Source organism: Flexivirga caeni (genome assembly GCF_003724155.1).
GTDB lineage: Bacteria > Actinomycetota > Actinomycetes > Actinomycetales > Dermatophilaceae > Flexivirga > Flexivirga caeni.
Genome location: NZ_RJJQ01000018.1, coordinates 1 through 19,294 on the forward strand (window position 1 = coordinate 1; position 19,294 = coordinate 19,294).

General features: G+C 69.2%; 18 protein-coding genes. 12 read left to right on the forward strand and 6 right to left on the reverse strand.

Translation table 11 applies throughout. From position 1 onward, the window contains the following. The coding region (locus EFY87_RS20380; RefSeq protein WP_220093660.1) for an HNH endonuclease signature motif containing protein at positions 1-253 on the forward strand (253 nt) is incomplete at its 5' end. Between the two features lie 510 nt (positions 254-763). On the opposite strand, the gene mftR is transcribed toward EFY87_RS20380, so the two are convergent. Further along, positions 764-1,357 carry a mycofactocin system transcriptional regulator gene (gene mftR, locus EFY87_RS15475; protein ID WP_123272397.1) on the reverse strand — a complete coding sequence of 198 codons (594 nt, stop codon included), beginning with the start codon at positions 1,355-1,357 and terminating at the stop codon, positions 764-766. 108 nt (positions 1,358-1,465) lie between these two features. On the opposite strand from mftR, the gene mftD reads away from it, so the two are divergent. The 4 genes from mftD (at position 1,466) to EFY87_RS15495 (ending at position 6,070) form a co-directional block, all read left to right on the forward strand. Continuing rightward, positions 1,466-2,686 carry a pre-mycofactocin synthase MftD gene (mftD, locus tag EFY87_RS15480; protein ID WP_123272398.1) on the forward strand — a complete coding sequence of 407 codons (1,221 nt, stop codon included), beginning with the start codon at positions 1,466-1,468 and terminating at the stop codon, positions 2,684-2,686. 109 nt (positions 2,687-2,795) lie between these two features. Further along, entirely contained in the window at positions 2,796-3,989 is a 1,194-nt protein-coding gene (locus tag EFY87_RS15485; protein ID WP_123272399.1) for an iron-containing alcohol dehydrogenase, read from the forward strand. Positions 3,990-4,064: 75 nt separating this feature from the next. Then, positions 4,065-5,420 carry a MadS family sensor histidine kinase gene (locus EFY87_RS15490; protein WP_245988687.1) on the forward strand — a complete coding sequence of 452 codons (1,356 nt, stop codon included), beginning with the start codon at positions 4,065-4,067 and terminating at the stop codon, positions 5,418-5,420. Next, positions 5,417-6,070: a MadR family response regulator transcription factor gene (locus tag EFY87_RS15495; protein WP_123272401.1), complete on the forward strand. Its 654-nt coding sequence runs from the start codon at positions 5,417-5,419 to the stop codon at positions 6,068-6,070. Before EFY87_RS15490 ends, EFY87_RS15495 begins: the two co-directional genes overlap by 4 nt. 27 nt (positions 6,071-6,097) lie before the next feature. Here EFY87_RS15495 and mftM read toward each other — a convergent pair whose 3' ends face one another. The 4 genes from mftM to mdo form a co-directional block, all read right to left on the reverse strand. Next, positions 6,098-7,000 carry a mycofactocin oligosaccharide methyltransferase MftM gene (mftM, locus tag EFY87_RS15500; protein WP_123272402.1) on the reverse strand — a complete coding sequence of 301 codons (903 nt, stop codon included), beginning with the start codon at positions 6,998-7,000 and terminating at the stop codon, positions 6,098-6,100. Further along, positions 6,997-8,532 (reverse strand): VWA domain-containing protein, encoded by a 1,536-nt coding sequence (locus EFY87_RS15505; RefSeq protein ID WP_123272403.1) that lies wholly within the window; start codon positions 8,530-8,532, stop codon positions 6,997-6,999. Before EFY87_RS15505 ends, mftM begins: the two co-directional genes overlap by 4 nt. 14 nt (positions 8,533-8,546) lie before the next feature. Next, positions 8,547-9,785 carry an AAA family ATPase gene (locus EFY87_RS15510; protein ID WP_123272404.1) on the reverse strand — a complete coding sequence of 413 codons (1,239 nt, stop codon included), beginning with the start codon at positions 9,783-9,785 and terminating at the stop codon, positions 8,547-8,549. Positions 9,786-9,882: 97 nt separating this feature from the next. Then, the gene (gene mdo, locus EFY87_RS15515) at positions 9,883-11,175 is read right to left on the reverse strand and encodes an NDMA-dependent methanol dehydrogenase (protein WP_123272405.1); all 1,293 of its coding nucleotides are present in this window, start codon (positions 11,173-11,175) and stop codon (positions 9,883-9,885) included. Positions 11,176-11,376: 201 nt separating this feature from the next. On the opposite strand from mdo, the gene mftA reads away from it, so the two are divergent. The 7 genes from mftA to EFY87_RS15550 all read left to right on the forward strand — a co-directional run bounded on the left by mftA (position 11,377) and on the right by EFY87_RS15550 (position 17,924). Further along, entirely contained in the window at positions 11,377-11,571 is a 195-nt protein-coding gene (gene mftA / locus EFY87_RS20990) for a mycofactocin precursor MftA (protein WP_245988688.1), read from the forward strand. After that, positions 11,571-11,837 (forward strand): mycofactocin biosynthesis chaperone MftB, encoded by a 267-nt coding sequence (gene mftB, locus EFY87_RS15525; RefSeq protein WP_123272406.1) that lies wholly within the window; start codon positions 11,571-11,573, stop codon positions 11,835-11,837. Before mftA ends, mftB begins: the two co-directional genes overlap by 1 nt. A 43-nt stretch (positions 11,838-11,880) precedes the next feature. Beyond that, positions 11,881-13,092 (forward strand): mycofactocin radical SAM maturase, encoded by a 1,212-nt coding sequence (mftC, locus tag EFY87_RS15530; RefSeq protein ID WP_123272407.1) that lies wholly within the window; start codon positions 11,881-11,883, stop codon positions 13,090-13,092. After that, positions 13,089-13,829: a mycofactocin biosynthesis peptidyl-dipeptidase MftE gene (mftE, locus tag EFY87_RS15535; protein ID WP_220093661.1), complete on the forward strand. Its 741-nt coding sequence runs from the start codon at positions 13,089-13,091 to the stop codon at positions 13,827-13,829. The genes mftC and mftE overlap by 4 nt, the downstream gene beginning before the upstream one ends. Further along, positions 13,826-14,602 carry a mycofactocin-coupled SDR family oxidoreductase gene (locus tag EFY87_RS15540; RefSeq protein WP_123272408.1) on the forward strand — a complete coding sequence of 259 codons (777 nt, stop codon included), beginning with the start codon at positions 13,826-13,828 and terminating at the stop codon, positions 14,600-14,602. The genes mftE and EFY87_RS15540 overlap by 4 nt, the downstream gene beginning before the upstream one ends. Continuing rightward, complete coding sequence (mftF, locus tag EFY87_RS15545; protein WP_158607668.1) at positions 14,595-16,040, forward strand: mycofactocin biosynthesis glycosyltransferase MftF; 1,446 nt, start codon at positions 14,595-14,597, stop codon at positions 16,038-16,040. The genes EFY87_RS15540 and mftF overlap by 8 nt, the downstream gene beginning before the upstream one ends. A 210-nt stretch (positions 16,041-16,250) precedes the next feature. After that, positions 16,251-17,924: a glycoside hydrolase family 13 protein gene (locus EFY87_RS15550; RefSeq protein WP_123272410.1), complete on the forward strand. Its 1,674-nt coding sequence runs from the start codon at positions 16,251-16,253 to the stop codon at positions 17,922-17,924. 25 nt (positions 17,925-17,949) lie between these two features. Here EFY87_RS15550 and EFY87_RS15555 read toward each other — a convergent pair whose 3' ends face one another. Then, positions 17,950-19,158, reverse strand: a complete 1,209-nt coding sequence (locus EFY87_RS15555; protein WP_148043364.1) for an ROK family protein — start codon at positions 19,156-19,158, stop codon at positions 17,950-17,952. Positions 19,159-19,294: the final 136 nt, after the last annotated feature.

Sequence of the window (19,294 nt, forward strand, 5' to 3'; positions counted from 1 at the left end):
GTTACGCACCGCCGTCATCACCCGAGACCACGGATGCACCTTCCCTGGGTGTGACCGGCCACCGGGCATGTGCGAAGTCCATCACGTGAACCCATGGTGGGCCGGCGGGGAAACGTGTTTGCTCAACTCGGCGATGTTGTGCGCGTTCCACCACCACCTGGTCCACCGCCTCGGGCTACTCGCGGCCGTCACCGCCGCCGGGGTGTGCTGGGACCTGACCCCCGACCGGATGCCCACCCGCGACGCAGCCTGAGCACCGCGGCCTCGGCGGCGCCCGGGGGTGGCCGTGTGTGCCCTGGCCGGTGCGCTGAGTGGCGGGAGAGCGAAGCGGCGGAGCGTATGGAAAGGTCGCCAAGAGCGAGCCCGCCTCAAGGCAACTCACCGGCCGGCGAGCCTCCCGCAGCTTGATCCCTGGCCTTTCCGTGTGGTGGCTCTCCGAGTGCCCGATAGGGGCTCGTCTCACCGAGCGGGGTACAAACCCGCCGACCGGCATACGACCTCGGGCTGCGCGCTCCTCTCGCCGAGCGGGGTAGAAGCCCACCGAACGGGGTACAACCACGCACACTCAAGCACCGGTTTTCTACCCCGCTCGACACCGAAGTACCCCGCTCGACGAATAGGCGCCCGGCTGCTCGGCCGCACGGGTCAGACAACGCCGACTGACGCAGCACGCACCGAGTGACGCACGTGCAACTGCGTCACTCGGTGTTCCGTGCGTCACTCGGTAAGTGCTCTGCGCTCACTCGGTGAAGGCGCCGGCCAGTCAGTCCGCCAGGTAGCTGCGCATGGTGAGCAGGGCTCGCTCCAGCACGGCCGGCAGGTCGGCGTGCTCGTCGGCGAGCCACTCGCCATACCCCGTCATCGACAGGGCGAGCGCGACCTGGCTCGCGGTCTGCGGGAGCAGCGCCTCGGGGTCGGTGCCGGTGCGCTCGGCGACGTATTCGGCGATCACCCGACGCCAGTCGGCATACCGCAGCACGGAGTGCGCCTGGAGTTCGGGCGTCGTGAGGATCAGCCGCATGCGCACGCGATGTTCGGCCATCGCGGCAGCGGGAAAGCGGTTGAAGTCGATGACCGCGCGATGCACCGCCTCCTGCACCGGCCTATCGGCATAACTGCGCAGCGACTCCCGGAAGCCATCCAGGGTGTCGTCGAACTGTCCCCACGGAATGTCGTTCTTCGATCGGTAATAGCGCAACAGCGTGCGCCTGCCGATGCCTGCGGCACTCGCAATATCATCCAACGTCGTTGACACGAAACCGTTTTCGATGAAGAGATGGAAGGCAACCCGCTCGATCTCGGCGCGGGAGGTGACGACAGGGCGTCCGACACCGGGGTGGGTCGTCGGGCTGGCCATGAAAGTCAAGCTACCGCACCTCTTCCATTTTGACCCTCAGTGCCATTATTGTGGCTCACATCACATCGCCACCCGGCGGGGGCGTACGACGACGAAGGATGGCCGCCCATGAAACTGGAGAACCCCTGGAAGCAGAACCCCTGGTTCGAGTCGGTCGCCGTCGCGCAGCAGCGCGCCCGCAAGAAGCTCCCGGCTCCGGTCTACGGTGCGCTGATCGCCGGCTCCGAGCGCGGCCAGACGATCGAGGACAACCAGGCGGCGTTCGCCGAGCTCGGCTTCGCCCCGCACGTCGCCGGGCACCGGCCCGAGCGCTCGATGCAGCGCAGCCTGCTGGGGCAGGACCTGTCGCTGCCGGTCATGATCAGCCCGACCGGTGTGCAGGCGGTGCACCCCGACGGTGAGGTAGCCGTGGCGCGGGCGGCCGCGAGTAAGGGCACCGTGATGGGGTTGTCGAACTTCGCCAGCAAGTCGGTCGAGGAGGTCACGGCAACCGGCGCGCCGACCTTCTTCCAGATGTACTGGACCGGCCAGCGCGACGTGATGATCCAGCGGATGCAGCGCGCACATGCCGCCGGTGCACAAGGGCTGATCGCGACGCTCGACTGGTCGTTCTCGATGGGCCGCGACTGGGGCAGCCCGGAGATCCCGGACAAGGTCGACCTGTTGACGATGATCCGCTTCGCGCCGCAAGTTGCGATCAAGCCGCGGTGGATGTGGCAGTTCGGCAAGACTGGCGCCATCCCGGACCTGACGACGCCGAACCTGCAGCCGCCGGGTGGCGAGGCGCCCACCTTTTTCGGCGCCTACTACGAATGGATGACGACCACTCCGCCCACCTGGGAGGACGTCGCGTGGATGGCGCAGGAGTGGAAGCAGCTCAGCGGCCGGCCGTTCATCCTCAAGGGTGTCTACCGGGTTGACGACGCCCGCCGCGCAGTCGACGCAGGCGTCGACGCAATCTCGGTCTCCAACCACGGTGGCAACAACCTGGACGGCACGCCCGCGACGATCCGCGCTGTGCGCCCGGTCAGCCAGGCCGTCGGCAGCCAGATCACCGTGTTGCTCGACGGCGGCGTGCGCCGTGGCTCCGACGTGGTCAAGGCGCTCGCGATGGGAGCGGACGCCGTGCTCATCGGCCGGGCGTACCTCTGGGGTCTGGCGGCCAACGGTCAGGCGGGTGTCGAGAACGTGCTGGACGTGCTCCGCGGCGGCATCGACTCGGCGCTCCTCGGCCTCGGACTTTCCTCGATCGATGAGCTGACGCCCGAACACCTGCTGATCCCGGGCGGTTTCGACCGGGCGGTGGGAGCGCACAGCGAGTCGGCATGAACTCCCGGTGGGCGTCCGGTGGCCATCCCATGCGCCGCTGCGGCTGCCGATCTACAGTTGGCGTGGTGGCCGACGGGCCACCGCCTTCGATCCAGGACGGAGGCCGGGTATGACGACCGCCGGGCTGACCAGGACCCCGATGGGTGGGGTCGCAACGGGTCTGGTGAAGTTCCAGGCACCCGAGATCGTCTTCGGTCCGGGCGCGCTCGCCGAGGCGGGCTACTGCGCGCTGCGACTCGGCGCCCGGCGCCCGATGGTCGTGACCGACGAAGGCATTGTCGACGTCGGCTGGGCTGCAGAGCTCGAAAAGCATTTGTATGACGCAGGATTGACGCCGGTCGTGGTCTCCGGGGTGACTCCGAACCCCAAGGACCGGGAGATTGCCGCGGCATACGTCAGCTATCTGGAGCACTCCTGTGATGTGGTCATCGCGATCGGCGGCGGGTCCGCCATGGACGCAGCCAAGGGCGTCGCGATCCTGGCCGGCAACGGCGGCGCCATCCTCGACTATGGCGGCGTCGACCAGGTGCGCGAGCGCATCCCGCCGCTGCTGATGATCCCCACCACCTCCGGAACCGGAGCTGACGTGAGTCAGTTCTGCGTCGTCACCGACACGACCCGGCACGTCAAGGTGACGATCATGGGTCGCGCGCTCGTGCCGGACATCTCGATCACCGACCCCCGGCTGTTGCTGACCATGCCCGAATGGCTCAATGCCGCAACGGGATTGGACGCACTGACGCACGGCATCGAAGCTTTCGTGTCGCGTGCGCACAACCCCCTGGCGGATGTCCACGCGCTCAGCGCGGTCGGCCTGGTCCAGCAGCACCTGATGCGGACGATCGACGACCCGGCCGATGACCTCGCCCGCATTGGTATGGCGCAGGCCAGTCTCGATGCCGGGCTGGCCTTCAGCAACGCCATCCTCGGCGCCACGCATGCGATGAGCCACCAGGTCGGCGGACTGCTCGACGCTCCGCACGGTGTCATCAACGGCATCCTGCTTCCCCATGTCATCCGCTACAACGCGGCGAGTGCACCCGATCGATTCGTCGAGGTCGCCGCACGTTTCGGCGTGTCCGCACCGGGCGCACCCGGGGAGGAGATCGCCGAACTGCTCGCCGAGCGGGTCCGGCAACTTGCCGACGCGGTCGGCGTCCCGGCGTCGCTGAGTGCGCTCGGGATGACCGAGCGCGACGTCGAGGTGCTCTCGCGCAACTCGCTCGCCGACGCCTGCATCACCACGAACCCGCGCCGGTCCGATGTCGCCGACATCGAGCGGATCTTCCGCGAGGCGTTGTGAGACACGATGACTCGTGCCCCGTCGTCGCCCTCACCACCGGATGCCCTTGGTGCGCCTTCCGGCCGCAGCGACGACGTGCCACGCGAACCGGCCGACGAGATCTCCCGGCTGACCGGTGTCCGCACGGGAAAGAACTCCTACTACCCGGCGTTCGTGCGGTCCAGCACGCGAATGCAGCGGACGGTGCGCGCGATGGACCGCATCTCCAGCGTGGTGGTGCGGACCGTCGAGGGGCCTCGGGGTGTCCTGGAAGAGGTGGTCCGCGCGGCGGCCGGTCACCTGGAGGCACCGTGGGGACTACTGGCCCTCGGTGATGACCAATTGCGTGGTGCCCGACCGCGTTTCGTGGTGGTCGGTCCGGGTGGGCGCAGTCCCGATGACGCCGCCCGGTTGCCGGCGTACGTTATGGCGGAGTTGACCGCCATACGCGCCGGCGAACGTGCCTTCGGTGCGGTGAGCACCGGGTGGCTGCGATCTCCGATGAACCTCGAAGGCCGCCAGATCGGAGTCCTATCGGTCCGCCCGGGGCTGGGCGAGGATCCCGAGCCGGAGGATCTGGCGGTGCTGCGGATCCTCGCCAACCAGGCGTCGGTGTCGTTGCACACCTCCGAGCAGTACCAGGCCGGGGTGACCCTGCACCGGCGTGCACAGCGGCTCAACCGTGCGGCCGAGCTCCAGGCGCGCGATCTCGCGGTGCGCACCGCCGAACTGCAGGCCGCCGAGAAGCAACTGGTGGCCGCAACCCAGCGGGAGATCGTCGGCAGCGAGCGGCACCGCATCGCCCGTGAACTGCACGACAGCGTCACACAGTACGTCCTGTCGGCCGGTATGGCGGTCGAGGTCGCGCGCGGGGACGCGGTCGACCGAAGCCTGGACAGCATGGCCGAACAGCTATCTCGCGCAAAGGTTTTCACCCAGACCGCGGTCGAGCAGCTGCGCACGGCGATCTATGCGCTGGACCAGCCGCCCGAGGAGGCGGCCGCGTCGCTGGAAGAACTCATCGGGCTGGTCGTGGCACATCACCGGCCCGCGCTGGACGTGCGGGTGGTGGCCGAGGGGGCAGTCAGTGAGATCCCGGCGGCCGCGAGCCAGGACCTCGCGCGGTCGGTCGGCGAGTCACTCTTCAACGTCGCGGCCCATGCGCGTGCGACGCGGGTGAACGTGCGGTTGCGCTACCGCCCGGAGGCACTCACCGTGTCCGTCTCCGACGACGGGTCCGGCGATCCGACCACCCTGCGGCGGATGTTGCGGCTGGAGCAGCGTTCGGTCGGCGACGGCCGGCATCGTGGCTTGGTGAACATGGACGACCGCCTTCGGTCCATCGGCGGCACGCTGGCCTTCCGGCGCTCCCGGCTCGGCGGGGTGCGCATCGTGCTGCGCGTGCCATTGCCCGTGCAGACCCGAGCAACCTCTTCCGCAGGAGCGCCATGACCGCCACCCACACGCCGATCCGCATCATGCTCGTCGACGACCACGCCATCGTCCGGCAGGGCCTGCGATCGATCCTGGAACGCGACGCCGGCATCAAGGTGATCGCCGAGGCGTCCTCCCGGGGGGAGTGCCTCGCACTGATGGAGCGCACCACACCCGACGTGCTGCTGCTGGACCTGAAGCTCTCGACGTCCAGCGACACCGAGGGCCTGGATCTGGCCCGGGAGGTCGCCGAGCGGCATCCGTCGGTCGCGATCCTGGTGCTGACGACATTTCTCGACGAGCAACTGGTCCTGCGGGCGGTGCAGGCCGGCGCGAAAGGCTACGTCGTCAAGGATGTCGACACCGACGCGCTGGTCCGCGCCATACACGACGTGAGCCGGGGCGAGTCGGCGTTCGATGCGCGCAGCGCAGCGGCGATGGTGCGCGGAGTCCGCACGCCCGTGCCGGAGGCCAAACCGGTGCTCTCGCCGCGCGAGCTTCAGGTGCTGGCGCACCTGGCGCGGGGTTTATCCAACAAGGAGATCGGCAAGCGACTGTATGTCGGGGAAACCACGGCCAAGTTCCACGTCGGCAACATCCTGCGCAAGCTGGGCGTCTCCAGCCGGGCGGAGGCGGTCTACGAGGCGACCCAGCGCAAACTGCTGTAGGCGGCGCGCTCGCCCCGCGCGCAAGCGTTACGTCGGGCGGTCGAGCAGCAGCCAGCCGCCGTGGTGCTCGTAAACCCGCCAATCCCAATCGGTTCCGGCTCCTCGCACCCAGGTGCGCAGGTCGGCGAGGGTCAGGCTGCGCAGGTGCCCGAACTGTTGCGACGGCTCCTCCTCGAACGGCACGGCGACCACCACCCGGCGTCGCGCCATGCGGCACGCCTCCCGGATGATCTCCACGGCGGTGTCGTCGGGCACATGCTCCAGCAGATGTATGGCGAGGACGGTGTCGAAACTCCCGTCCGGTTCCGTGAGCCGCGCCGCATCCGCGACCAGCGTCCGCACGGGCAGGTCCAGCAGCCGGCTCATGTCCAGCAGCAGGTGCACGGCTTCCGCAGAGAGGTCGCTCGCGGTGATTTCCAGGCCCGCCCGCGCCAGCCGCAGCGCCTGGAATCCGAAGCAGGTGCCGAGTTCGTGCACGGCGGTCCCGCGGATCACTTCCTGCACGTGCTCGTGCACTGGCGCGTAGGCCGCGATCGACCCGCGACCGCTGGGCTCGGCGATCTCCTCGTCGATGCGGCGCAGGGTGTTGCGGTAGAAGTTCAGCCACGCCTGTTGCGGGGTCTCGGCGCAGGTCAGCACGATGCCGACGAGCAGCTCCTCGAACAGCTCCGGCCCACGGATCCATCCGGCGTCGAAGAGTTCCTCGCTCAGCTGTCCGGAGATGTCGTCGCTGACCTCTCCGGCGCCGAGATCGTGCTCCAGCAGCAGGCCGGTGCCGACCCGCCCGACGTCGAAGTGCGCGGTGCGGGTGATGCCGAGCCGCCGCTGGTCGACCAGCGGCTGGCGGCGCACGGTGACCGTCTCGCTGCGATAGACCCCGCCCGGGCAGGGCCGGTAGGCGTCCAGCTCCATCTCGTCCACGCCGCTCACGACGGTGACCCGGCCCCCTCGGCCAGGACGTGCGAGAAGGCGCGCAGCTGGCGCAGGTTTCGCACGACCTCCACCGTGTCGCAGTGCTCGGCATACAGCGGCAGATCGCACCGGCCGAGCGGCCACGAATACCGCGGCTCGGGCGTCAGCCACACCACCGACCGAGATCGCCGCGCGATCTCGGCGAAGGTGTCGAGCGCGGGGTCCTTGCCGTTGCCGCGGCCGTCACCGATGACGATGACCGTGGTCCGGTGATTGAGCGCAGAGCCGTAGTCGTCGAGAAACTGCCGCAGCGACGAGCCGTAGTCGGAGTCGGCGTCGACGTCGATCTTCCCGCCGTCGGCCTTACCGGCCATGATCTGCGAAAGCGCTTGCTGCACATGGTGATCGGCGAAGAGCGAGGTGATCTCGGCGCATTCGTCGACGAAGACGAACGAGCGCACCTGCGAGGCGATGGACTGCAGGCTGTGCACCAGGTGCAACGCGAAAGCCGACGTGGCACGCACCGACAGCGACACGTCGCAGAGGATGACAAGGCGCGGCCGGTCCTCGCGCTTGCTGACCAGCACCGGCCGGAACGGTACCCCGTCATACCGCATGTTGGTGCGCATGGTGCGCCGGCTGTCGATGACCCCCGTGCCGGAAACATGCCGGCGCGGGCGGGGCGCGCCGCGCAGGCTGCGCAGCAACCTGCGCAGGGCGTCCTCGAAGGCGATGCGCTCGGACTCTTCGATGACCTCGGCACGTGCCGCTTGGACTTCGCGGGCCTCGATCTCCTGCTCGTCGCGCAACAGGCTCTCCAGGTGCTGGCGCAACTGCTCGGGCAACCCGGCCAGCAGCGGTGCGAGGCGCTCGCGGAGTGCGGCCAGATCGGGATCGAGGTCCGGCTCGGCGGCGTCCTCGTCAGGTTCGCCGAGCCAGCTGAGCAGCGCCATCTCCTCGGCCACCGAGAGCTCCGCGTCGATCTGCAGCCCGGGGTTCTTGGTCAACCGCCCGGGCGCACCCGGGTTGTGCAGTGCCCTGGTGCTGATCTGCACGCGCGCCGCCTCACCCGCCGACACCTTGCCGTCCTTGGACACCACGATCTCGTCGGTCATCGAGGCCATGTCGAGCTTGTTGGCCTCCTGATGCAGGTTGTACTGCTGGGCCAGATCCTCGGGTTTGAAGTAGTCCTTGATGTCCTTGGGCGCGTCGTGGGAGTGGCCGTCCTGGGGTGTGTCGGACAGTTCGTCGGAGAGCGTGAACTCCTGCAGGGCACCCTCGTCACTGAGGTCGTCGTGCGCGTGGCCGTGCTCGTGCGGCGCGGCCACCACCGGGCGGAGCCGGAAGAACCGGTCGAAGACGTCGTCGAAGACCTCCAGGTCACGACGGTCCTTGACCAGCGACACGGTCAGTGCCGACCGCAACACCTCCCGGTCGGTGATGATCCCCGGACGGCCCACGGCCTGTGCGGCGTCGAGTGCCTCGGCGACACTGATCCGCAGTCCGTGCAGCCGCAGGAAGCGGATGAACCGGTGCAGCGTGGCGTCCACTGACTGACCGCCCCTCAGACCGGGCGGCGGCGCGCGGAGCCGCGCGCAAACGATCGACTCCCCTGTCCGGGGGTGACCTTCCGCGGCGGTGCGGCCTTGGCCGACGGGGATCCGTAGTAGCTCTCGTCGTGCCGGCCCGGGAGGTCCTTGTCCTGCCGAACCTGCCGCCCGTCCGGGTCCGTGACACCGGCCGGCTCGTCGTGCGTGTGGTCGTGGTCGTGGTCGTGACTGTGCCCGTGTCCGTGGTGGTGACCGTGGCCGTGGTCGAGCGAGTCGGGCACGTCGGCGTTCGGGTCGAGCAGTCGCGGGATCTGCCGGGTCGCCAGCGCGAGATCCCGTTCGTACTTCATCACCACGTTCATCGTGTCGGCGAGCACGGCCGGCGACAGCTCCTCGACGCCGAGCACCGCGAGCGTGCGCGCCCAGTCGATGGTTTCGGAGATGCTGGGCGACTTGCGCAGGTCGAGGGTGCGCAGCGACCGCACCACTTCCACGAGTTGCTGGGCGACCGAGTCGGCAAGACCGGTGTCCTTGGAGCGGATGATCTCCAGCTCGCGTTCGGCCGCGGGATAGTCGAGGAAAAGATGCAGGCAGCGGCGTTTCAGCGCCGCGGACAGGTCACGGGTGTTGTTCGAGGTGAGTATGACGAGGGGCGTCGTCTGAGCCACGAAGGTGCCGATCTCGGGCACCGACACCTGAAACTCCGCGAGCAGCTCCAGCAGCACCGCCTCCAGCGCCTCGTCCGCCCGGTCCACCTCGTCGATGAGCAGCACCACGGGCTCGGTGGACTGCACCGCTTCGAGCAGCGGCCGGGGCGCGAGGAACCGCTCGGAGAAGAACACGTTGTCCTGCGCGGCGATTCGCTCGATGGCGGCGTCCAGCGTCGTCGTGTCGGCGATGATGTCGCCGATCTTCTCCCGCAGCATCTGGGTGTAAAGCAGTTGCTTGCCGTAGTCCCACTCGTAGAGCGCCTTGGTCTCGTCCTGGCCCTCGTAGCACTGCAGGCGCAGCAGCCGGCGACCGGTCGCGAGCGCGACGCTCTGTGCCAGCTGCGTCTTGCCGACCCCCGCCGGTCCTTCCAGCAGCAGCGGCTTGCCGAGGGCCGACTGCAGGAATGCCGTCGTGGCGAGCCGGTTGTCGGTCAGGTAGCCGACCGCGTGCAGTCGTTCGCGTGCGTCGTCGACGCCGGTGAAGTCGGGGTCGGGCGACTGGTCATCGACCGGAGCGGGCGTGCTGGCGGTGGGCGTGGTCACGAAGTCTGCTTCCTCTGGCTCGAGTGTGGCGGGGTGGGCGTTGCCCGCGACCGGTGAGGTGGCCGGTCGCGGGCAACGAGGTATGCCGGCAGGCGGATCAGCTGAGCAGGTCGTCCAGGTCTCCGTTGAAGCAGTGCTCCACGACCGGGCGGACCGTCTCGAACGTGCACTCCTTGGCGTTGCCCGGGGTGCAGGCGTCACCGAGCACGTGGTTGGTGACCTTGTCGATGTCGTCCTTGTCGCCCTTGATGACCCCGCGCTCCGCGTAATACTTCGTCGGGCCTTCGCCCAGCCGGTTCTTGGAGTAGGAGTCCTTGGTGACGTCGGTGAACTTCTCGGTGATGCCGACATCGCGCAGCAGGCGGATGGCAGCTTCGAGTGCCGCGTCGGCGGCCTGCACGTCCGTCATACCGTAGGTGTCCACGCCCATCACGGCGGCCATCTCGGCGAACCGCTTGTACTGGGTCGGCATGTTGAACGCCCAGACACGAGGCAGCGCGATGGCGTTGTTGAGTCCGTGGTGAGTGTCGTAGAACGCGCTGACCGCGTGCGAGATCGAGTGGATGATGCCGAGGCCGCCGGAGTTGAACGCCTGTGCCGCGATGTACTGCGCGTACATCATGCCTTCGCGGCCTGCCAGGTCCTGACCGTTCCACGTTGCCTGCCGCAGGTTCTGTGCGGTCAGCTGGACGGCGCGCAGCGCGTTGCCGAGTGACGGCTCGAAGTTGAGCCGGGAGACGTAGGGCTCGCTCGCGTGGGCCAGCACGTCGAAACCGCACTGTGCGGTGTAGTCGACGGGCAGGTCGTAGTAGAGCACCGGGTCGTCGATGGCGAGGGTTGTCACCGAAGCATCGTCGAAGGCGACGTACTTGTGCGGCTGGTCCGGGTCGGTCGTGGTGTCGGTGATGACGTATGCCCAGGACGTCTCCGAGCCGGTGCCGGCGGTCGTGGACACCGCGATGTGCGGCGGGTTCTTGGGGTTCTCGCTCTTGTTGAAACCCTCGAACTCGTTGACGTTACGGCCGTCGTGCGCCACCGAGATGCGGGCGCCCTTGCACGCGTCGTGCGAGGAGCCCCCGCCGATCGAGACGAAGGAGTCGCACTTGTTGTCCTGGTAGAGCGCCACGGCATCCATGACGTTGTAGTCCTTGGGGTTGGACTCGACCTTGTCGTAGACGACGACCTCGAGCCCGTGGTATTTCATCGACTCGACGATCTTGTGGACGACATCCGTCCCGCGCAGGCCCGAGGTCATCACGAGGGTCTTGTGGAAGCCGGCCTTGAGCGCCTCCGGTCCGATCATCTCGTGCGCACCGGGACCCATCAGGGCACGCGGGAACGGGTGAAACTCCTTGATGGGGAACGGCTTCAGCAGCTCGTCAACTTGCATGGATCCTCCTGCATGAGGGATGGCGCGGGTCCGCGATCGGGATTGATGCCGACACCTTCGACGGTAGGAAACGGTGTGGTCCACGTCACCAGGCCTTTCGGGTCACGCCCGCTGGTCTTCCGGCCGGGAGGTGAACTGTCCGTTCGGCCAGGTTGCGGCCCACCGGGCAGGTAGTGTGAGTGACGCGCCGGGCTTCATACCGTGAGGGCGAGCGCCCGCACCGGCGTCCGTGGTCCCGGCATGACCGGGCACGTCATACATCTGCCGAAGGAGCTGTGGATGACCAGCGAAGAACTCGAGCGCGAGACACCGGACCAGACCGAAGCAGCCCAGGAGGTGCTCGCCGACGACCTCGTCGAGGACGTGTCCATCGACGGAATGTGCGGCGTCTACTGATGCTGGACGAGGCATGGGTGCTGAACGGCTCGGTGGCTTTACGCCCCGAGCCGTTCGGCGCTCTCGCCTACGACTTCACCACCCGCCGCCTGTCCTTCCTGAAAGACCCGGCGCTGGTCGAGGTGGTGCGCGCGCTCGGCGAACACGCCACTGTCACCGAGACTTTCGACGCCGTGGGCATTGCGCCGGCGGACCGGCCGCGCTTCGGCGCTGCACTGGAGCGGCTGGCCGGCCAGCAGATGATCGTTCGCAGGGACGCGGCGTAGGCCGCGCGCTGCGCCTGTCCCCGAATCAACGTCAAGGAGCAGCATGACCGCCGTCGCCTCCCGTCCGGCCGCCACCCGCCTGGTGGACCACTTCGAATACGGCTTGGACGCGCCGATCTGCCTGACCTGGGAGTTGACCTACGCGTGCAACCTGGCGTGCGTGCACTGCCTGAGCTCCTCCGGCCGCCGCGACCCCCGCGAGCTGACGACCGACGAGTGCAAGGCGCTCATCGATGAGTTCGAGCGGATGCAGATCTTCTACGTCAACATCGGCGGTGGCGAGCCGACGGTACGCCCGGACTTCTGGGAGCTGCTGGACTACGCGGTAGCGCATCACGTCGGAGTCAAGTTCTCCACCAACGGTTTTCGCATCACTTCCGAGCGGGCTCGGCAACTGGCCGCCACCGACTACGTCGACGTGCAGGTGTCGCTGGACGGTGCGACCGCGGAGGTCAACGACCCGATCCGCGGAGCCGGCACGTATGACGCCGCGCTGCGCGCGATGGACAACCTGCGCGACGCGGGGATGAAGGACTTCAAGCTGTCCGTCGTCTGCACCCGCGACAACATCCCGCAGCTCGATGAGTTCAAGAAGATCGCCGACGACCACGGCGCCCAGTTGCGGCTCACCCGGCTGCGGCCGGCCGGGCGTGGTGCCGACGTGTGGGAGGACCTGCACCCGCTGCCGCACCAGCAGCGCGAGCTCTACGACTGGCTGGTCGCCCACGGCGAGGGTGTGCTCACCGGCGACTCGTTCTTCCATCTGGCGGCCTTCGGCGACGCATTGCCCGGCCTCAACCTGTGTGGTGCCGGTCGCGTGGTGTGCCTGGTGGACCCGGTCGGCGACGTCTACGCGTGCCCGTTCGCCATACACGACAACTTCCTGGCCGGGAACATCCGCGACGAGGGTTTCAAGCAGGTATGGCAGGAGTCCGCGCTCTTCCGTTCGCTGCGCGAGCCGCAGACCGGCGGGGCGTGCACGTCCTGCTCGGCATACGACTCCTGCCGCGGCGGCTGTATGGCGGCGAAGTTCTTCACCGGTATGCCGCTGGACGGACCCGACCCGGAGTGCGTCAAGGGCAACGCCGAGTTCGTCTCTGCCGGAGACCGGCCGGCTCCCTCCCAGGACCATTCGCACCGCGGCACGGTGCGCAACGCGCCGGTGCCGGTCAGCATCGGCCGGCGCCGCCCGCCGACCACGATGTGCGACGAATCTCCCGTGAACGCAGCGGATCTCACACCCACCGGATCGTGAACCACGCGCCCCGGCTGGGCGCCGTCACGAGTGCCGCGGCCACGGGGACGCAGGTGCTGCTGGTGCCGCTCGGCAGCGTGGAACAGCACGGCCCACACCTGCCGTTGTCGACCGACTCGCTGATCGCGACCGCGGTGTGCGACCGGGTTGCCGCTGCACTGCGTGCGGCAGGAGTCGACGCGACGGCCGCGCCGTGCCTGGACTTCGGGGCAAGTGGCGAGCACGAGGGCTTCGACGGCACCGTCTCGATCGGCTGCGACGCCCTGCGCCTCGTGCTGGTGGAGCTGGTGCGCTCGGCCCGGCGCTGGGCGGACCGCATCGTGCTGGTCTCCGGCCACGGTGGCAATATCGGTGCGATGATCGAGGCCGTGCACCTCTTGATGCGTGAGCGCCCGGCCATCGCGTGGACCACGTGCGCCGAGCCCGGTTTCGACGCGCACGCCGGGCATGCCGAAACCTCGATGCTGCTGGCCATCGCGCCCGAGTGCGTGCGGCTGGACCGCGCCGAGGCCGGCAACACCACTCCGGCGTCGCAGTTGTGGCCGCAACTGCGGCAGGGCGGGGTGGCAGCGGTGGCCCCGAACGGCGTGCTGGGCGACCCGCGTTCGGCCACCGCGCCGGACGGCGAGCGCATGCTGTCGGCACTGGCCGACCGGATCGCCACCCAGGTTCTCGCCATGACCGACGGAGGCGTCGACGATCGAGGAGCGCTCGTGCGTCCGCAGGAGCCGCGATGATCGGCCGCGTGGTGGTGCTGGGCGGCGGCGGCCGGGGCATCGGCGCGACCACCGCGCGACTGCTCGCGGCGCGCGGTGACACGGCGGTCGTGCTGGATGCCTTCGATGTTCGCGACTCCTTCTACCCACTCGCGGACGGCGCGGATCGCGCTGCGGTGCAAGAGATTTCGGGCGTGGAGACGGTGTCCGTGGATCTGCGCGACGCGGCCGCGACGCGGACGGCGGTGACCGACGCCGTGCAGCGGCACGGCCGTATCGACGCCGTGGTCGCCTTTGCCGGAGCGGTCAGCGGCGGCCACCCGTTGTGGGAGACGACCGAGGAGACGCTGCAGCAGGCGCTGGCGTTCAACACGCTGACGACGTGGCACCTGGCCCGGGCCGCGCTGCCGCACCTGCTGACCCGTCCGGCGACGGCGTCTCCGGCATTCGTCGCACTGACCAGCGTGGCGGGCGAGAAGGGCCTGTTCGGGCTGGCGCCATACGTCGTCGCGAAGCACGCGACGGTCGGTGTGGTGCACGCGCTTGCCGCCGATCTGGCCGGCACGCCGGTCACGGCCTGCGGCATCGCGCCCGGCTCGACCGACACCACCATGCTGCGGCAGACCGCCGCGGCATACGGGCTCAGCGACGTGACCGAGCTGGCGCAGTACCAGCACGGGCGAAGGCCGCTGCAACCCGAGGACGTCGCCCGCGTCGTGCTGTTCGCGCTGGATGCCGGGCGGGTGGTGCACGGCGCGATCCTGCCGGCCGACGCGGGCTTCGGCCGTGTCTGAATCGGACGTTCTGCCAACTGGTTTCGAGGTCGCGCTCAGCGCCTCGACGCATCGATGCACCGACGGCCGGACGCTGTATGGCGAGGCCGGCACCATCGTGCGGCTGCGTTCCGCCGCGGTGGCGCGCCTCGACGCGCACGGGGCGGTGCGGGTGACGGACCGGACCTCGCGCGTGCTGGCCCGGACCCTGCTCGATCGCGGTCTGGCGGCGCCGGTATGGCGTGACGCCGCCCTCGGCGGCACCGGTGACATCACGCTGGTGGTGCCGGTTCGCGACCGGCCGGACGGGGTCGACAGATTGCTCGCCGGCTGCGCCGGGGTGCCCGCGATCGTGGTCGACGACGGCTCCCGCGACCCGGCCGCGTTGCGCGTCGTCTGCGAGCGGTACGGCGCGCGACTGCTGCGGCACGAACACTCCCGCGGGCCGGCGGCAGCGCGCAACACCGGTCTCGCGCACGCGGCGACGGAGCTGGTGGCGTTCGCCGACTCGGACGTGGTGCTCGGCGCCGACACGCTCGAGCTACTGCGCCGGCATTTCGTGGATCCGCAGGTGGGGCTGGTCGCGCCGCGGATCCTCGGCCTGGAGCCGGACGGTGGCGTGCTGCACCGCTACGAGGCAGCGAGTTCTTCTCTCGACCTGGGTGCCGAGCCGGCGCTGGTGCGGCCGCACGCTCGGGTCTCATATGTGCCCAGCGCGATGCTGCTTGCGCGAAAATCCGCTCTGGGTAACGGTTTCGACGAGTCGATGCAGGTCGCGGAGGACGTTGACCTGGTCTGGCGGGTCAGTGCGCAGTGGGCGGTGCGCTACGAGCCGGAGGCACGCGTGCGGCACGAGCACCGGGTGCACTTCGATGAGTGGTTCGCCCGCCGGATGCTCTACGGCACCGGTGCTGCTCCGCTGGCGACCCGGCACGGCTCGGCCGTCGCCCCGGCCGTGCTGACCCCGTGGACGGCGGCTGTGACGGCTGGGCTGCTCGCCCAGCGGCGGTGGAGCCCGGTGCTGGTCGCGGGGGCGTCCGCGGTGTTGTGGTGCCGGTTGCGGCACCGGTTCGCCGACTCCGACGATCCGGCCGGATCCGCCACCGCGCTGACGAAGGTCGCGCTGCGCGCGGCCCTGGAGCAGACCGCGTCCATCGCGACTCGCCACTACGTGCCGGTGTTTCTCGCGCTCGCACCGTTCTCCAGGCGCGCCCGGCGTGCCTATCTCGTGTCGGCCGTCGCAGCGGGACTCGTGGACCACCGGCGCAAGCAGCCGAAGCTGGATCCGGTGCGGTTCATCGGGTTACGCGCCCTCGACGATCTCGCCTACGGTCTCGGTCTCTGGCAGGGTGTGCTCGCCGAACGCTCGCCGCGCGCCCTGCTCCCGCTCGTCAAGGGTGTGCGCCTGGACGTGACGCGAAGGGGCAGGTCGAGCAATCGGCCTTGCCGAGCGGGGTAGATCCTCACCGAGCGGGGTAGATCCGCGGGCGTTCACGGCCCGGATTTGTACCCCGCTCGGTGGGTTAGTACCCCGCTCGGCGGTGGAAGGCTGGTTTGGGTGGTCGATGCGACCCACGGCTAGCCTCGCTGAGATGGGCTTGCCATCGACGCATCGGGGTAATAATTTTGTGCCCTTAGAAATAAGGTTGCTACCACGAAGGGTCCGTCCGTGACAGAAGTCGTCGCCGAAGTCGTTTCCACCGATGCAGCAGACTGGTGGCGACAGGCGGTCGTCTACCAGATCTATCCGCGCAGCTTCGCCGACGCCAACGGCGACGGCCTGGGTGACGTCCAAGGCATCATCAGCCGCGCGGACTACCTGGCCGCGCTCGGCGTCGATGCCGTGTGGCTCAGCCCGTTCTACCCGTCGGCGCTGGCCGACGGCGGTTACGACGTCGACGACTACCGCGATGTCGACCCCCGGCTCGGCAGCCTGGACGACTTCGACGCCATGGTCGAGGCGTTGCACGCGCGAGGCATCAAGGTCGTGGTCGACATCGTGCCCAACCACACCTCGAACCGCCACGAGTGGTTCCAGGAGGCGCTGGCAGCCGGCCGCGGGTCAGCGGCGCGCGACCGCTACATCTTCCGCGAGGGCACCGGCCCGGATGGCAGCGAGCCGCCGGCCGACTGGACCTCGATGTTCGGCGGGTCGGCGTGGGAGCGCGTTGCCGACGGCCAGTGGTACCTGCACCTGTTCGCCCCGGAACAGCCCGACCTGAACTGGGCCAACCGTGAGGTGCGCGACGACTTCCTGAAGACCTTGCGCTTCTGGTCCGACCGGGGCGTCGACGGCTTCCGCGTGGACGTGGCGCACGCGCTCACCAAGGACCTCAGCGACCCGTTGCCCAGCACCGCGGACCTCCTTGCGCTGCCTCGCGGCACGGGAAACCACCCGATCTGGGACCGGGACGAGGTGCACGAGATCTATGCCGAATGGCGGGAGGTCTTCAACTCCTACGACCCGCCGCGCACCGCCGTCGCCGAGGCATGGGTCGAGACGCACCGGGTGCCGCTCTACGCCAGTCCCACCAGTCTCGGCCAGGCCTTCAACTTCGACCTGGTGCAGGCTGACTTCGACGCGGCGCAGTTCCGCCGGATCATCGACGCCAACCTCGAACTCGCTGCAAAGAGTGGGTCGTCCAGCACCTGGGTGCTGTCCAACCACGACGTCGTCCGCCACGCGACCCGTTACGGCCTGCCGCCGGCCGAGCACGGCCCGGACAGCCGGCCGATCACGGAGCCCGGGCGGGCCTGGCTGCTGACCGGGGGTGTCGAGCCGGTGCTCGATCGCGACCGCGGTGAGCGCCGAGCGCGGGCGGCTTCCATGCTGCTGCTCGCATTGCCCGGCTCGGCATACCTCTACCAGGGCGAAGAACTCGGCCTGCAGGAGGTTGCCGACATACCGGCGGCGGACCGGCAGGATCCGACCTTCTTCCGCAGCCCCGGCGTGAGCGTCGGCCGGGACGGCTGCCGGGTGCCGCTGCCCTGGACCGAGGCGGGGGAGTCACACGGCTTCGGTGCCGCGGCACCCCATCTGCCGCAGCCGGCCTGGTTCGCGCAGTGGTCGGTCGAGGCGGAGGAAGGCGATCCGGCATCGACACTGCACCTCTACCGCCGGGCACTGGAGTTGCGGCACCGGCTGCAGTCCGGGGAGCACCTGGACTGGCTGGAGACTGGCCGCGACGACGTGCTGGCCTTCCGGCGACCCGACGGGTGGGTGAACGTGACCAATTTCGGCAGCACGCCGACCGAGCTCCCGGATGGCGAAATCCTGCTGGCCAGTGAGGACTTCGAGGGCCGGACGCTGCCTGGGGAGACCACGGCCTGGCTGAGGTCCTGACGGCCGCACCCTGCACCGCGACGGTTCAGTCGGCCGCTGACGGTGCGGGGTCGTCGGCCAGGCCGAGCTCGCGCCATACGGTATGCCGCGCCAGCGTCAGCGCACCGATCAGCACCCCGCGCCCGCCCAAGGGTGACGCCACGATCCGGGCGGGCCGGCTGGTCAGTTCGACGTGGTCCGGCAGCGCCTCCTGGATCAGCGGCACCACGTCTTTGGCCGCCGCGACTGCCCCGCAGATCACCACGAGCTCGGGGTCGAGCAGCAGGTGCAGCGCGGCGATCGTCCGCGCGACAGGCCGTAGGGCACTGACGGCGAGCCGTTGGGTGGCGCGATCGGTCGCGGCGATCTCGAAAGCGTCCGCGGTGGTCAGACCGCCGGCAACCGCCGCGCGTTCGGCCAGCGCCGCATAGCGGTGGGGGTTGCGCTCGGCCGCGTCATGGGCCGCGACTCGCACCAGGCGGCCGGCGCCGTCGGGTGAGCCGCCGAGCAGAAATCCTGCGGCGCCCGCTTCGCCGGCTGCCCCGCGTGCTCCGTGCAGCAGGTGCCCGTCGGTGATGACACCGGCACCGAGCCGTTCGCCGGCGAGGAGGGCGACCAGGTTGGTCTCGCCCACGGCCGCCCCCTCGCTGCGTTCGGCCAGGGCAGCAAGGTTCGCATCGTTCTCCAGCTCGACCGTCGTATGCGGCAGGAACGCTGAGATCGTCTGCCGGAGAGCGGATTTCGGCAGATCGCGGAGATAGCCGAACTGCGCGCTGATGCGGTCACCGAGCACCGGCGCGGCGACACCGATGGTCAGTGACGCCAGCCGGTCACGAGAGACGCCCGCGCGTTCGCACGCACTGAGGAGGTGCCGCTGGATCGCGCCGATTCGGGTGGCGGCAGAGGCATTCGGGTGGAGTCGGCCGCCGGACTCACCGATGACCGCTCCGCGCAGGTCGGCGATCGCGACGTTGATGCTGCTCTGGCCCAGGTCCACCCCGCCGACCAGACCGGCCGAGCCATCGATGCTGAAGCTGCGCGCCGGGCGCCCCGGTCCAGGTCTGCGGCTGGCCGAGAGTTCACGCACCCATCCGATCCTGATCAGATCGTCACATGCGTTGAGCACCGTGGGACGCGACAGCTGGGTGCTCTCGATGAGTTCGCCCGCGGTTGCACTCGTGCCGGCCCGCAACGCTGCCAGCACGGCTAGGGCCGACGCCTGCCGTGCCGCAGGGAGGTCGAGGCGAGTGTTCACTACGCCATCATCCTTGGCGCGCGGGCTCTGCGCGACCCCGGGTTTCCAACCCTTGACAGTGAGCCACACCACACTCACAATATGCGAGGGTCATTTATAAATGACTGCAATAAATTAGTCGAATTTCGGAGGTCAC

Coding starts and splice junctions, on each gene's coding strand:
- mftR (WP_123272397.1), bottom strand. CDS start 1,357: ATGGCCAGCCCGACGACCCACCCCGGTGTCGGACGCCCTGTCGTCACC.
- mdo (WP_123272405.1), bottom strand. CDS start 11,175: ATGCAAGTTGACGAGCTGCTGAAGCCGTTCCCCATCAAGGAGTTTCAC.
- mftC (WP_123272407.1), top strand. CDS start 11,881: ATGACCGCCGTCGCCTCCCGTCCGGCCGCCACCCGCCTGGTGGACCAC.
- EFY87_RS15495 (WP_123272401.1), top strand. CDS start 5,417: ATGACCGCCACCCACACGCCGATCCGCATCATGCTCGTCGACGACCAC.
- EFY87_RS15485 (WP_123272399.1), top strand. CDS start 2,796: ATGACGACCGCCGGGCTGACCAGGACCCCGATGGGTGGGGTCGCAACG.
- EFY87_RS15540 (WP_123272408.1), top strand. CDS start 13,826: ATGATCGGCCGCGTGGTGGTGCTGGGCGGCGGCGGCCGGGGCATCGGC.
- mftD (WP_123272398.1), top strand. CDS start 1,466: ATGAAACTGGAGAACCCCTGGAAGCAGAACCCCTGGTTCGAGTCGGTC.
- mftB (WP_123272406.1), top strand. CDS start 11,571: ATGCTGGACGAGGCATGGGTGCTGAACGGCTCGGTGGCTTTACGCCCC.